This window comes from Marinospirillum alkalitolerans, from assembly GCF_045055655.1.
GTDB classification, from domain to species: Bacteria; Pseudomonadota; Gammaproteobacteria; order Pseudomonadales; family Halomonadaceae; genus Marinospirillum; species Marinospirillum alkalitolerans.
This window is the reverse complement of record NZ_JBANFI010000008.1, coordinates 42,156-56,208: the sequence shown is the minus strand read 5'-3', so window position 1 is coordinate 56,208 and position 14,053 is coordinate 42,156. Positions and strand designations below refer to the sequence as shown.

Genomic DNA, 14,053 nt, shown 5'->3' with positions numbered 1-14,053 from the left:
TTTATCTCACAAGGAAAATCAGTATGCAGGCTGTCACCCTCAGCACTCTGAAGAAAATGAAACAAGAGCAACGTAAATTCAGCGTTGTGACCTGCTATGACGCCAGTTTCACCCAACGTGTGAATGAGGCGGGAATCGATGTGATACTGGTGGGCGATTCACTGGGCATGGTGCTCCTCGGCCACGACTCGACCGTACCGGTGACCCTGTCAGATATGGTCTACCACACACAAAGCGTCAAACGTGCTAATCAGCGCTGCCTGATTATGAGCGATCTCCCTTTTATGCCTGATGCCAGCCCTGAAAAGCTGCTTGAGAACGCAGCAGCATTGATGCGCGCTGGCGCTCATCTGGTTAAAATTGAAGGCGGAGAATGGCTGGCGTCGGGGATTACTCAACTCACCCAGCGCGGCATTCCTGTCTGTGCGCACCTTGGACTCACGCCACAAATGGTCAACCAGCTCGGAGGTTATAAGGTGCAAGGACGCGGTGAAGCAGGCCAAGCCCTGATCGACTGCGCCCAAAAACTCGAAGCGGCTGGTGCGGCCTTGATTCTGCTTGAATGTGTTCCCAGTGAGATCGGTGCTGCTGTTACGCAGGCGGTGAGCTGTCCGGTGATCGGCATAGGCGCGGGTCCAGATACAGATGCCCAAGTCCTGGTTCTTCATGATTTATTAGGCATTACCCCTGGCAAAACAGCCAAATTTGTTAAAAACTTTATGGAAGAGGCCAGCTCGATTCCCGAAGCCCTGAGCCTCTATCATCAGGCCGTCCAATCAGGACGCTTTCCTGCAGAGGAGCACTGTTTTCAATGAGTCAGTTGACGACCCTGACCACTCTGGCCAGCCTCCGAGCCGAACTGCGCCAACTGCGCCAGCAAGGTCAGACTATCGCCTTAGTCCCAACGATGGGCAACCTGCACGCTGGGCATTTGCGTCTGGTTGAAGAAGCAAAACGCCATGCTGATAAGGTGATCGCAACCATCTTTGTCAATCCGCTCCAATTTGGTCCAGATGAAGACTTTGCCAGCTATCCGCGTACCCTCGCGGATGACCAGGCTCAGCTCGCCAGCGTGGGCTGTGACTTCTTATTTGCACCCAGCGTTGATGAAGTCTATCCTCACGGCCAGCAACAACTGACCAAGGTCTGTGTACCTCAGGTCAGTGAAGGTCTCTGTAGTGCCAAGCGCCCAGGGCATTTTGATGGTGTGGCCACCGTCGTCACCAAGCTGTTTAATATGGTGCAGCCTGATATTGCCTGTTTTGGTCAGAAGGACTATCAGCAGCTGGCGGTCATTCGTAAGCTGACCGAAGACCTCAGCTTCCCCATTCAGATTATTGGTGTGCCAACCTGCCGCTCCGCTGAAGGTCTGGCCCTGTCTTCGCGCAATGCCTATCTCACTGAAAAAGAGCGCGAGCGTGCACCTAAGCTCTATGCAACACTTCAGGCCATCGCCCTTAAGCTTCAGGAAGGCAAGCTGAATTACCATGAGCTGACCTATCAAGCCCGCGCTAAGCTGGCTGAGCTGGGCTTCTCACCTGAATATGTAGAAATTCGGGCACTGGATCTTTCTCCTGCTCTGGCCACAACGCAAGAATGGGTGATCCTCGCCGCTGCGCGTATGGGCAAAGCGCGCTTGATCGATAACCTGATTGTGAAAAAACATCAGGCCTAACACAAGCTGGACTCAGTCAGCGAAAGACTGTATAAAAACGGCCCAGCCGAACGAAAAGAGGTTTTTTAATCATGCAAACTATCCTGCTCAAAGCCAAGCTTCATCAGGCAAGAGTGACTCATGCCGTGCTTGAATATGAAGGTTCTTGCGCGATTGATGGCGATCTGCTCGATATGGCTGGCCTCCATGAGTATGAGCAAATCCAGATCTACAACATCGAAAATGGCAACCGCTTTACCACCTACATCATTCGTGGTGAACCCGGTTCTGGCATTATTTCAGTCAATGGCGCTGCCGCTCACTTGGCCGATGTTGGTGACCGAGTCATCATCTGCGCCTATGCCAACTACAGCGAATCCGAGCGCCAACAGCACAAGCCCGCGCTGATCTATCTGGCCGAGAAGAACCACGTTAGCCATACCAGCAACGCGATTCCAGTCCAAGTGGCTTAAAGGCCATAGCGCTGTTCATCAAGGCAAGCTCAGGCTTGCCTTTTTTGTGGCCGCTATCAGGCCGATAAAAGATCCATAGTCCCTCAGCCTAAAGTGTGTCATTCTTTTGTTGCGTGTTACTGCTAAGCTATTACCTTTACCCACCAACCTCAGTGTTGAGGTGTTTCAGGAGTCTAGACTATGCAAGACGTTGTTATTGTTGCTGCAGGCCGTACAGCGATTGGCGGTTTTGGTGGTGCTCTCGCCGGTGTTGCCCCCCATCTGCTGGGTGCCACTGTGATCAAGGGACTGTTAGAGCGTTCAGGCCTCAAACCTGAACAGATTGATGAAGTCATTCTTGGGCAGGTCCTGACTGCAGGATGTGGCCAAAATCCAGCACGCCAGGCGATGATTCATGCTGGCTTACCAGAAACCACCCCCGCGATGACAATCAATAAGGTCTGCGGCTCAGGCCTGAAAGCTCTCCATCTGGCCACCCAAGCGATTCGCTGTGGCGATGCGGAGATCATCATTGCTGGCGGCCAAGAAAACATGAGCCAGTCTCCCCATATCCTGCCTAACTCCCGCTCTGGTCAGCGCATGGGCAACTGGGTCGCGCAAGACACGATGATTGTTGATGGCCTTTGGGATGCTTTTAATGACTACCATATGGGCATCACGACAGAAAATATCGTCGACAAGTTCGCTATCAGCCGTGAAGATCAGGATGCCTTTGCCGCCGCCTCACAGGCCAAAGCACTGGCCGCACGCAATGCAGGTCGCTTTGCTGATGAAATCATTCCGGTGACGATCCCGCAGCGCAAAGGTGATCCGGTGATCTTTGATACCGATGAAGGCCCGCGTGAAGTCTCGCTAGAGAAGCTTGCCGCCATGCGTCCAGCCTTCAAAAAGGATGGCACAGTCACCGCCGGTAACGCCTCCTCGATCAACGATGGTGCTGCTGCGGTGATTCTCTGCTCAGCACAAAAAGCCGCTGAACTGGGCTTACCTGTCCTCGCTAAAATTGCGGCCTACTCTTCTGCCGGTGTTGATCCCACCATCATGGGAACGGGTCCTATTCCTGCCACCAAAAAATGCCTTGAAAAGGCAGGCTGGCAGATCACCGATCTCGACCTAGTTGAAGCCAACGAAGCCTTTGCCGCTCAAGCTTTATGCGTCAATCGTGAACTGGGTTGGGATACCGAGAAGGTCAACGTGAATGGTGGCGCGATTGCACTGGGCCACCCTATCGGGGCTTCAGGTTGCCGTGTTCTGGTCACGCTCGTGCATGAGATGCAAAAGCGTGATGCTAAAAAAGGTCTCGCCACCCTGTGCATCGGTGGTGGACAGGGTGTTGCACTAGCAATCGAACGCTAACAGCCAGGCTTTTTTAGGGTACAAAAAAACCCAGCTTAAGAGCTGGGTTTTTACATTCAGCGGCCGATTAAGATGCGCTGTTTTCCTGTTCGAAGCGCTGACGCTCTTCTTCAGTGACTTCTTTAATCGACAGCTTCACGCGGTTACGGTTATCAATATCGATGACCTTCACCAGCACTTCTTGGCCTTCCTTCAGGAAGTCCTTCACTGTCTCGATGCGCTGTGGCGCGATCTGAGAAATGTGAACCAAACCATCCTGACCTGGTAAGAAGGTGACGAACGCACCAAAATCAGCAATCCGCGCGACCTTGCCTTGGTAAACACGATCAATTTCTGCGACGGCAGTCAGACCGAGGATGATATCCACCGCTGCCTGAGCGGCTTCTTGATTCTCGGCGTAGAGCTTGATTTCACCGCTGTCGTCGATATCAATCGAGGCACCAGTGCGCTCAGTAATGCTACGAATCGTGGCACCACCCTTACCAATAACATCACGAATCTTGTCAGGATCGATTTTCATCGTGGTCATGGTGGGTGCATTTTGCGATACGCTAGAGCGTGAAGCAGGCAGCACTTCATTCATCTGGCGCAGGATATCCAAGCGCGCAGCTTGTGCCTGCTGCAGGGCCTGTTCCATGATGGCTTCATTGATGCCTTCAATCTTAATATCCATTTGCAGTGCGGTAATGCCCTGCTCAGAACCCGCCACTTTAAAATCCATATCGCCCAGATGGTCTTCATCACCGAGGATATCGGTCAGTACAGCATAACGCTCGCCATCCTTGACCAGACCCATCGCAATACCAGCAACAGGGGCTTTCAACGGGACACCCGCATCCATCAGCGCCAGAGATGAACCACAAACCGAGGCCATAGAGCTTGAACCGTTGGATTCGGTGATCTCCGAAACCACACGCACGGTATAGGGGAAATCGTTCTCAGCAGGCATCATCGCTTGAACGCCACGCTTCGCCAAACGACCATGGCCGATTTCACGACGCTTAGGACCACCCATAAAACCGGCTTCGCCGACAGAGAAGGGAGGGAAGTTATAGTGGAACAAGAAGTTATCCTTATGCTCACCTTCCAAGCTCTCGATGATCTGTGCATCACGAGAAGTCCCCAGCGTTGCCACAACCAGTGCCTGAGTCTCACCACGGGTGAACAAAGCTGAACCGTGTACCTTCGGCAGCACACCCACTTCAATGGTCAGCGGACGCACTGTCTGATGATCACGACCATCAATACGCGGCGCACCGCTTAATACGTTCTCACGCACGATATGCTTTTCTAAGCTGGCAAAAGCGGCCTTCACGGCTTCTGCACTCACTTCGCCTTCTTCTTTGACCAACTCAGCCAAAACAGACTGACGCAGCGCATCCAAACGCGCATAACGCTCCATCTTATTGGTGATGGTATAGGCTTCTTTGATGCCAGCTTCCGCTAAGGGGCGCACCAGATCCTGAGTCGTGGTGTCCTTAGGAGCAGGCTGCCAATCCCAAGCTGGCTTGCCAAATTCGGCTGCAAATTCACGAATCGCTTGAATCGCGACCTGCATTTCTTGGTGTGCATAGAGCACAGCGCCCAGCATCTGATCTTCTGTCAGCTCTTGCGCTTCAGACTCCACCATCAGCACTGCGGCTTCAGTTCCTGCGACAACCATGTCGAGGCGCGACTCTGCCAGTGCTGCACTATTGGGGTTGAGCATATAGCCATTGGCATCGGTATAACCCACACGGGCAGCCGCCATTGGGCCATTAAAAGGCACACCAGAAATGGCTAAGGCAGCAGAGGCACCCAGCATCGCAGCAATATCGGCTTCTTCGCCGCGCTCAGCAGAAACGACCGAACAGATAATCTGTACTTCGTTAGAGAATTCTTTGGGGAACAATGGACGGATCGGGCGATCAATCAAGCGCGATACGAGGGTTTCTTTCTCAGTGGGGCGGCCTTCACGCTTGAAGAAGCCACCAGGAATTTTGCCGACTGCGTAGGTTTTTTCTTGGTAGAAAACAGCCAGCGGAAAGAAATCTTGTCCTGGATTGACGTCTTTTTTAGCCACAGCGGTACAGAGCACGCTGGTCTGGCCCATGGTCACCAGCACCGCACCTGTCGCCTGACGCGCCAAACGGCCTGTTTCTAAGGTCACGCTATGCTGACCAAATTGAAAAGTCTTTGTTTTTGCTTCTGGAATCACGGATTTTATCCTTTCGTTCAATTGTTTGTCGCCATTAATTAGCCCCCGTATCATACGCTGCCTTGGGCAACAAACAAACCAACCAGATAAAAAAAACCCTCACCATCGTTGATGGCAAGGGTTTTCTTGCGTCAGTCGCCACAAGGGCGGCTGGGCAGCGCTTAGCGGCGCAGGCCTAAACGCTTGATCAGATCAGCATAACGGGTGACATCTTTACCTTTCAGGTAGTCCAGCAGCTTACGACGCTGGTTAACCTTACGGATCAGACCACGACGGCTGTGGTGATCCTTGTGGTTTTCCTGAAAGTGGCCTTGCAGCTTGTTGATGTCAAAAGTCAGCAGAGCAACCTGAACTTCAGGGGAGCCAGTATCGTTGGCGCCACGAGCAAAGTCCTGAACGATTTGTGCTTTTTCTTCTACAGTTAACATGTTTTTCTCCACGGTCGCATCAGAAAACAAGGGTCATGCCGTGCGACGTTACAGCAGACCTGAGGCCGATCAAATCGGCGAATCGGTTGAGCAAGAAACAGGAATCGGGCTGCGACACATCTTTTTGGGCTGTATCCACCCTGTTTCTGGCTGATATTCACCAAGACCCAAGAATTCGGACGTCGGCGAATAAAGGCGCGTAGTGTGCATCATCTGCGCCTCTGCGTCCAGCTTTGAGTCGCTTCTCGCCCCGTCCTGCCCAAGCTGATCAGCTTGCCAAAAAGGCGGATCCAGATAGGGTGCAGCCGCGACAGGCTGTCCGTGGAGGACGGCCTCAGCATCCGTTGAGGTTAAGCGGCACAAGGGCAGATGCTGTAGCAGAAAGTCCACTGGTTGCAAATAGGGCTCCAGTGCATGCTGATCTTCATCCGCATCGGCAAAGTCAGCTTCAAGCGCCTCTAGCGTGACCAACTGGTGAGCCTCGATACCACCTGATTCAATGCGCCGTAAAGCCGCCAAATAGCCACAACTGCCCAGTGCGCGCGCCAGATCTTCACCCAGCACACGAATATAGGTGCCCTTGGAGCAACGCACTTGGACTTCCAGCCAGTCATCGCCGAAATCCAGCAAGGTTAATTGGTGCAGCTCTATCGCCCTTGCTGGGCGCTCCACCTCTTGACCAGCTCGGGCAATTTCGTAGAGCTTCTGACCTTGATGCTTGAGTGCTGAGTACATCGGTGGCACCTGTTGCTGCTTGCCTACAAAGCTGGCCAACAGGGCTTCGAGACGCTCACGCGATAAGACAGGTAACGGGGCACGAGCGATCACCTCGCCTTCTGCATCCCCAGTTGAGCGAGCCTCACCCAGCTGAATGCGCGTAATATAAGTTTTATCCGCATCCAGACCAAAGCGGGCAAACTTGGTCGCCTCGCCAAAGCACAAGGGCAGCACACCACTGGCTAAGGGATCGAGATTGCCTGTATGCCCTCCCTTTTGGGCTTTGAGCATCCAGCGTACTCGCTGCAGCACCTGATTACTGCTCTTGCCCAGCGGCTTATCGAGCAGCAGAATGCCGTTCACCTCGCGCCTGAGCACCTTCTTTTGCGGTAACTTTTTGCTTGGAGCAGCTTGATCCATGAGGCTCTAGTCTTCCTGACGCTGGCGATCTGCGGCAACGGCCTGCTCAATCAAACTGGAGATCTGACGACCGCGCTGAACGCTTTCGTCATAGTGAAAGCGCAGCTGAGGAATCACTCGCAGCTTAATTTCACGTCCGATACGACTGCGCAAAAAGCCTGCCGCCTGCTTGAGAATCGCGAGATTTTCTTGAATCACCTCGGGCTTGTCTTCTTTGCCCAGCACCGTGACATAAACATCGGCATAACCCAGATCTTTGCTGACTTTTACGCCGCTAACCGTAATCATGGCATCGAGCCGGGGATCTTTAATTTCGCGCTGAATCATCACGGCCAGCTCACGCTGCATTTGATCGGCAATGCGATCTAAACGACTAAATTCTTTCATTGGGCTTCTCCTTAAAGAGACCTCCACCGTAAACAAAGAAGCCTCCTGCCGACATTCAGATTTTCTGAATTCTGCAGGAGGCTGGCGATTAACTCAGCTCTGATTAGAGACTGCGCTCAACCTTCACCTTGTCAAAGACTTCGATCTTATCGCCAACGCGGACATCATTGTAGTTCTTCACACCGATGCCACACTCCATACCATTGCGCACTTCACTGGCGTCATCTTTAAAGCGGCGCAGAGATTCGAGCTCGCCTTCATAGATCACCACGTTATCACGCAGAACACGGATTTTCTTATTCCGATAAACGGTACCTTCAACCACCATACAGCCAGCAATTTGACCCAGCTTGGGTGAGCGGAAGACATCTCTCACTTCAGCAATACCCACGATATCTTCGCGGAACTCAGGAGCCAGTTTGCCGACCATGGCTTGTTTAACCTGCTCGATCAGCTCATAAATGATGCTGTAATAGCGCAGATCCAGACCTTCGCGCTCGACCAGGGCTTTTGCTGAAGCATCAGCACGAACGTTAAAGCCGAGCAGAATCGCCTCAGAAGCCAGCGCAAGGTTTGCATCAGTCTCGGTAATACCACCGACACCTGAATAGACCACGTTCACCTTCACTTCATCGGTCTCAAGATCTTTCAGCGCACCGATAATAGCTTCCACTGAACCCCGCACATCCGATTTCAGGATGATATTCACGCTGGCAGTTTTGCCGTGCTCCATCTGACTGAAGACGTTTTCCAACTTGGCTTTTTGCTGGCGTGCGAGTTTGACTTCGCGGTATTTGCCTTGACGGAAGAGGGCGACTTCGCGCGCTTTCTTCTCATCCTGCACCACGGTGAATTCATCACCGGCTTCAGGCGTACCATCCAGACCAAGAATCTCAACAGGAATTGATGGACCAGCTTGATCTGTCTGCTTGCCGTTTTCATCGATCAATGCACGCACACGACCATAGTTCAAACCTGCAAGGACGATATCGCCCTTCTTGAGGGTTCCATTTTGAACCAGCACTGTGGCAACAGGGCCGCGACCCTTATCCAAGCGCGATTCAACAACCACACCCTTACCAGGCGCTTCAGGAACAGCGGTCAGTTCGAGCATCTCAGACTGCAGCAGGACGGCCTCGAGCAGCTCATCAACACCCATCCCCTTCTTGGCAGAAACGTGAACAAAAGGTGTATCGCCACCCCATTCTTCAGAGATCACGCCATATTGCGACAGCTCGTTACGAATGCGCTCAGGATCAGCGGTTTCTTTATCTATCTTGTTGACAGCCACCACCAGCGGAACGCCTGCAGCTTTAGCATGCTCAACAGCTTCAATGGTTTGCGGCATCACACCGTCATCGGCAGCCACAACCAGAATAACCACGTCTGTGGCCTTGGCACCACGAGCACGCATCGCTGTAAACGCAGCGTGGCCGGGCGTATCCAGGAAGGTGACCATATTGCCGCCTTCGGTTTCTACGTGATAAGCACCGATATGCTGCGTAATACCACCAGCCTCAGCATCAGCCACCTTGGCGCGGCGGATATAATCCAGCAGCGAGGTTTTACCATGGTCAACGTGACCCATCACCGTGACAACTGGCGCACGCGTGATGGATTGACCATCGTAGCTGATGTTCTCCAGCACTTCGGTTTCAATCGCGTTTTCTTTTTGCAGCTTGGGAATATGACCCAGCTCTTCCACCACAATGGTTGCAGTGTCTTGGTCGATGACCTGATTGATGGTTGCCATTGCGCCCATCTTAAACATCACCTTCACCACTTCTGAGCCTTTAATGGCCATACGATCAGCCAGATCAGCAACAGTAATGCTTTCGGGAATCAAGACTTCGCGTTTAATCGGTGCTGTTGGCTTTTCAAAACCGTGTTGACGACCGGATGTGGGCGCGCGTCGGCCACCCTTGCGCTTGTCATCCTTGCTACCACGGCGACTGAGACGACGATCATCAAAGTCATCTTCTCTTTTGGTGCCTGTCTTGCGGCCACCAGCAGATTTGCGGTTACCTGGCTTGCTTTTTGGCTTGTCATCGACCTTAGCGACGCGGACATCGGCATCAAGGACTTCTTCTTTTACATCATCTTCGACATCTATCACGACTGGATTAGCTCTCGCTTTGCGCGCCTGCTCTGCACGACGCTTCTCTTCTTGTTTGCGACGCTCTTTTTCAGCTTCGGCTTTCTGAGCCGCTTCAGCATCTAAGGGGGCCGCTTCTTGAGTCCGATCTTGCTCTTGCTTCTGACGACGCGCTGCCTCTTCGGCTTCCAGCTGACGCGCTGCTTCTGCCTCAGCTTCACGACGCTTGGCTTCAACTTCTTGGCGCTTGGCTTCAGCAGCGGCTTCTGCTTCTTGCAGGGCTTGCTGTTCAGCGGCCAGGCGTGCCTGTTCTTCCGCTTCTACATTGGCCTGCTGTGCTGCCACAGCTTCTACATCTGCTTTTTTGACGAAGGTTCTCTTCTTGCGAACTTCAACATTCACGCTCTTGCGACCATCGGTTTTCAGCTGTTGCGTCACCTTACGCGTCATGGTGATCTTGGCTGGCTCATCGGCAGCCTTGCTATTGCGCTTCAAAAAGCTCAGCAGCTTTTCCTTATCTTGCTCAGAGACAGGCTGGTCAGCTTGAGTATGATGCAAGCCGGCTTGCTTCATCTGTTCGAGCAGGCGCTCAACGGGGCGCTTTACTGCTTCTGCTAAATCTTTTACGGTATTTTCTGCCACTATCCATCTCCTCTTACCTGCAACCTGATCACCGGGAAGAATCCTGTTCGCCCTTGGGCTTATTCCTGATCTTCAAACCAGTGAGCACGAGCAGCCATAATGAGTTTACCAGCCCGCTCTTCTGTCATGGATTCGATATCCATCAGATCATCTATCGCCAATTCGGCCAGATCATCCAGACTTTTGACACCACGCTGAGCCAGTGCTGCGGCAAGAGAGCGATCCATACCGTCAAGATCCAAGAAAGAACCTTCTGGATCAACTTCAGCTAACGCCTCTTCAGATGCGATCTCTTGGGTGAGTAGCGCATCTTTCGCTCGACGTTTAAGCTCGGCAATCAAGTCTTCATCAAAACCATCAATTTCTAAGAATTCTTCTGCGGGCACATAGGCCACTTCTTCTAAACCGGTAAAACCTTCTTCAACCAGCAAACGGGCAAGATCTTCATCCACATCCAACTGCTGAATAAAAGACTGAACCAGCGTATCTGTTTCCTGCGCCTGCTTACCGCTGGCTTCTTCTTCGGTCATCACATTCAGACGCCAGCCTGTGAGCTCACGCGCCAGTTTCACGTTTTGACCACCACGACCGATCGCTTGCGCCAGGTTATCAGCGGCAACAGCCACATCCATCGCATGCGCATCTTCATCAACAATGATCGAGGCCACCTCAGCAGGCGCCATCGCATTGATGACCAGCTGAGCAGGATTGTCGTCCCAGAGCACAATATCGATGCGCTCATTGTTCAGCTCAGTAGAGACCGCCTGCACGCGTGAACCACGCATACCAACACAAGCACCAACAGGATCAATACGGCGATCGTTGGTTTTCACGGCAATTTTAGCACGCAATCCAGGATCACGTGCAGCGCCGCGGATTTCAATCAGCTGCTCTGAAATCTCTGGTACTTCGATCTTGAACAGCTCAACCAGCATTTCAGGGCAGGCACGCGATAACAACAGCTGGTGACCACGCTGATGTGGGCTGACTTCGAGCAGAACCGCACGCACACGATCATTCATACGGAATTTTTCACTGGGAATCATCTCGTGACGCGCCAGATAAGCTTCTGCGTTGCCGCCCAGATCAACAATCACACCATCACGCGTGACTTTTTTAACACTACCGGAAACCAACTGGCCCTGCTGCTCCATATACTGGCGCACGACCTCGGCCCGCTCGGCCTCGCGTACCTTTTGTACGATGACCTGTTTAGCTGTTTGCGCGGCAATACGACCAAACTCGATCGATTCGATCAATTCTTCTTTGATATCACCAACATGCCGCCCTTCTTCCTGTGCTTCAGAAAGGGGGAGCTCAGCTGCTGGTTCAGAGAAGTCTTCGTCATCAACCACTGTCCAACGGCGGAAGGTTTCATATTGACCGGTTTTGCGATCAATTTTGACGCGAATATCGACTTCTTCTTCCAGAAAGCGCTTTTTGGTTGCACTGGCTAGTGCGGCTTCTATGGCCTCAAAAATGGTTTCCTTTGGAACGCCCTTCTCATTGGAGACGGCATCCACGACCATCAAAATTTCTTTACTCATGCCTCAGCCTCGCAAAACTGTCCTTGCTACTTATTAGATTTTGTTTTCTCCAGGCGCGTTTGTACTTTGGCCTGGTCAATCGTTTCAATAGGGAAACAAAACTCGTCTTCATCGACATGGAGGATGACTTCATCCCCTTCCACGCCTTTTAATACACCGGTGAATTTACGCCGTCCTTCAAAGGCTAAGCGTAGCTTAATCTGAACGCTTTGACCGCTATAGCGCTGATAGTGTTCTAATTTAAACAGCGGGCGATCAAGACCAGGCGAGGAGACCTCGAGGGTATATTCACCAGGAATAGGATCTTCAACATCTAAGATCGCACTGAGCTGACGACTGACCTTGGCGCAATCATCGACCAGGATACCGGCATCACTTTCAATATAGACACGCAGTAGGGTTTGGCTGCCTCGACCACTGAATTCAAGACCCCAGAATTCATAGCCTAGAGAGGTCACAGTGGGCTCAAGGAGTTGTTCTAGCAGTGTTTCTTTCATTGCCACGGGAGGGGCTCCAGCTAAATGTCATAAGAAGCGACATATCACAGGCCGGAAAACTTCGAAGATTGGTCTAAGGGGCACCGTCTGTGCGAAGACTTTTTCGACCTAACAAAAAGCCCCTTAAAAAAGGGGCTTTCGATAAATCTTGGTAGCGGGGGCCGGATTTGAACCGACGACCTTCGGGTTATGAGCCCGACGAGCTACCAGGCTGCTCCACCCCGCATCAGAAGAACTACATCTTATAGACTGGAAAGCGGCAAGTCAAGAAATTAAATATTGAAGCTGAGGAGCACTTCTCTTTACTTGCTTTAAAGGACAAGCTTTTGTCTGATGGTGCCGAAGGCGGGACTCGAACCCGCACAGCCATACAGCCACTACCCCCTCAAGATAGCGTGTCTACCAATTCCACCACTTCGGCGAGCCTATTTACTCAGGCGCAAATATACTATTCGTTCCATTGGGCTTTTGCAAGCCCAAAAGAAATATTTTTACTCAGCTTCAGCCGCTGGCACTTCAATAACAGCAGGTTCTTGTGGAAGAACAAAGGCATCATCCAGAAGCGGCAGACGATCCCGATTAAACTCTTCGATAATATCAGCCGCTGGCGTTTGAATCGTTGGCGCATGCTGCTTGCCCGCCAGATAAGCCAAACCCAAGCTGGTCACAAAGAACCCAGCCGCCAACCAGCTGGTGGCTTTACCAAAAAAGCCTAGTGGACCCAGACTACCAAAAACTGTATTGGAAGCACCGCCACCAAAGGATGCGCCGGCTTCAGCGCCCTTACCTTGCTGCATCAGTACCAGCACGACCAGCGCGACGGCCAGAACAACATGTATCATCAATACCACAGTGTGCATAGTTTTATTCCGCTGCGTTTGCAATTGCTAAAAACTGGCCTGCATCCAGGGACGCACCACCAATCAACCCACCATCTATATCCGGCATACTGAATAAGGAAGCCGCATTATCAGCCTTTACACTGCCCCCGTAAAGCACTCCGACCTGCTCCGCCCAGCTGGCATCCACTTCAGCTAACTGAGCACGAATGGCGGCATGGACAGCCTGCGCTTCTTCCGGCGTTGCAGTGAGACCTGTTCCGATTGCCCAGACAGGCTCATATGCAATACAGAACGAAGCCAGCTCTTGGAGCGTGAAGTGTTCTAAAAAAGGAGCAATCTGTGCTGCAACCACCTGCTGCGTCAAGCCCTGCTCGCGCTCAGCCAGTGTTTCTCCGACACACAAAATAGGCTTGAGCCCAGCTTCAACAGCGCGCCGTCCTTTTTCAACCAACAGCGCGTTGTCTTCACCGTGGTAGTGCCTTCTTTCTGAATGGCCGATCAGCACCCATTGCACACCTAGATCAGCCAGCATGCGTGCCGACACCTCACCCGTATAAGCACCCTCCTGATACGCCGAGCAGTCCTGCGCACCAATCTCGACACCCGTGGTCTGCAAGGCTGCGACAGCTTGCAGCAGATAAGGAAAAGGAGGACAGACCAGTAGCGCCGCCGTGGTCTTTTCCGCCTGCTCGGCAATGGCATGCAGCAAGGCAGCATTCTGCGCCTGATCGCCATTCATTTTCCAGTTGCCTGCTACCCGCTTTTGTCGCATCTTCTTTTCCTGTATTGAATTCAGCC

At 52.4% G+C, this 14,053-nt stretch carries 13 protein-coding genes and 2 tRNA genes; 4 read left to right on the top strand and 11 right to left on the bottom strand.

The window, feature by feature from the left end:
- The first annotated feature begins 23 nt into the window (after window positions 1-23).
- The 4 genes from panB (at window position 24) to V6U78_RS11770 (ending at window position 3,483) form a co-directional block, all read left to right on the top strand.
- The gene (panB, locus tag V6U78_RS11785) at window positions 24-815 is read left to right on the top strand and encodes a 3-methyl-2-oxobutanoate hydroxymethyltransferase (RefSeq protein ID WP_405341070.1); all 792 of its coding nucleotides are present in this window, start codon (window positions 24-26) and stop codon (window positions 813-815) included.
- A 5-nt stretch (window positions 816-820) separates the two neighbouring features.
- Window positions 821-1,675: a pantoate--beta-alanine ligase gene (gene panC / locus V6U78_RS11780; RefSeq protein WP_405341129.1), complete on the top strand. Its 855-nt coding sequence runs from the start codon at window positions 821-823 to the stop codon at window positions 1,673-1,675.
- A gap of 71 nt (window positions 1,676-1,746) precedes the next feature.
- Window positions 1,747-2,127 (top strand): aspartate 1-decarboxylase, encoded by a 381-nt coding sequence (gene panD, locus V6U78_RS11775; RefSeq protein WP_405341067.1) that lies wholly within the window; start codon window positions 1,747-1,749, stop codon window positions 2,125-2,127.
- Between the two features lie 180 nt (window positions 2,128-2,307).
- On the top strand, window positions 2,308-3,483 hold the full coding sequence (locus V6U78_RS11770; protein WP_405341064.1) for an acetyl-CoA C-acetyltransferase: 1,176 nt from the start codon (window positions 2,308-2,310) through the stop codon (window positions 3,481-3,483).
- A 67-nt stretch (window positions 3,484-3,550) separates the two neighbouring features.
- Here V6U78_RS11770 and pnp read toward each other — a convergent pair whose 3' ends face one another.
- From pnp to tpiA, 11 genes are all read right to left on the bottom strand, one after another.
- Window positions 3,551-5,734 carry a polyribonucleotide nucleotidyltransferase gene (pnp, locus tag V6U78_RS11765; protein ID WP_405341061.1) on the bottom strand — a complete coding sequence of 728 codons (2,184 nt, stop codon included), beginning with the start codon at window positions 5,732-5,734 and terminating at the stop codon, window positions 3,551-3,553.
- A 107-nt stretch (window positions 5,735-5,841) separates the two neighbouring features.
- Complete coding sequence (rpsO, locus tag V6U78_RS11760; protein WP_405341058.1) at window positions 5,842-6,108, bottom strand: 30S ribosomal protein S15; 267 nt, start codon at window positions 6,106-6,108, stop codon at window positions 5,842-5,844.
- 69 nt (window positions 6,109-6,177) lie between these two features.
- On the bottom strand, window positions 6,178-7,245 hold the full coding sequence (truB, locus tag V6U78_RS11755) for a tRNA pseudouridine(55) synthase TruB (RefSeq protein WP_405341055.1): 1,068 nt from the start codon (window positions 7,243-7,245) through the stop codon (window positions 6,178-6,180).
- 6 nt (window positions 7,246-7,251) lie between these two features.
- Entirely contained in the window at window positions 7,252-7,632 is a 381-nt protein-coding gene (rbfA, locus tag V6U78_RS11750) for a 30S ribosome-binding factor RbfA (RefSeq protein WP_405341052.1), read from the bottom strand.
- 103 nt (window positions 7,633-7,735) lie between these two features.
- Entirely contained in the window at window positions 7,736-10,369 is a 2,634-nt protein-coding gene (gene infB, locus V6U78_RS11745) for a translation initiation factor IF-2 (protein ID WP_405341049.1), read from the bottom strand.
- Window positions 10,370-10,428: 59 nt separating this feature from the next.
- A complete protein-coding gene (gene nusA, locus V6U78_RS11740; RefSeq protein ID WP_405341046.1) occupies window positions 10,429-11,916 on the bottom strand; it encodes a transcription termination factor NusA in 1,488 nt (495 codons plus the stop codon).
- 26 nt (window positions 11,917-11,942) lie between these two features.
- Window positions 11,943-12,419, bottom strand: coding sequence for a ribosome maturation factor RimP (gene rimP / locus V6U78_RS11735; protein WP_405341043.1), 477 nt, complete (start codon window positions 12,417-12,419; stop codon window positions 11,943-11,945).
- Window positions 12,420-12,562: 143 nt separating this feature from the next.
- Window positions 12,563-12,639, bottom strand: a tRNA-Met gene (locus V6U78_RS11730).
- A 108-nt stretch (window positions 12,640-12,747) separates the two neighbouring features.
- Window positions 12,748-12,834 (bottom strand) — tRNA-Leu (locus V6U78_RS11725).
- A gap of 70 nt (window positions 12,835-12,904) precedes the next feature.
- Window positions 12,905-13,273: a preprotein translocase subunit SecG gene (gene secG / locus V6U78_RS11720; RefSeq protein ID WP_405341040.1), complete on the bottom strand. Its 369-nt coding sequence runs from the start codon at window positions 13,271-13,273 to the stop codon at window positions 12,905-12,907.
- Window positions 13,274-13,277: 4 nt separating this feature from the next.
- Complete coding sequence (gene tpiA / locus V6U78_RS11715) at window positions 13,278-14,027, bottom strand: triose-phosphate isomerase (protein WP_405341037.1); 750 nt, start codon at window positions 14,025-14,027, stop codon at window positions 13,278-13,280.
- Window positions 14,028-14,053: the final 26 nt, after the last annotated feature.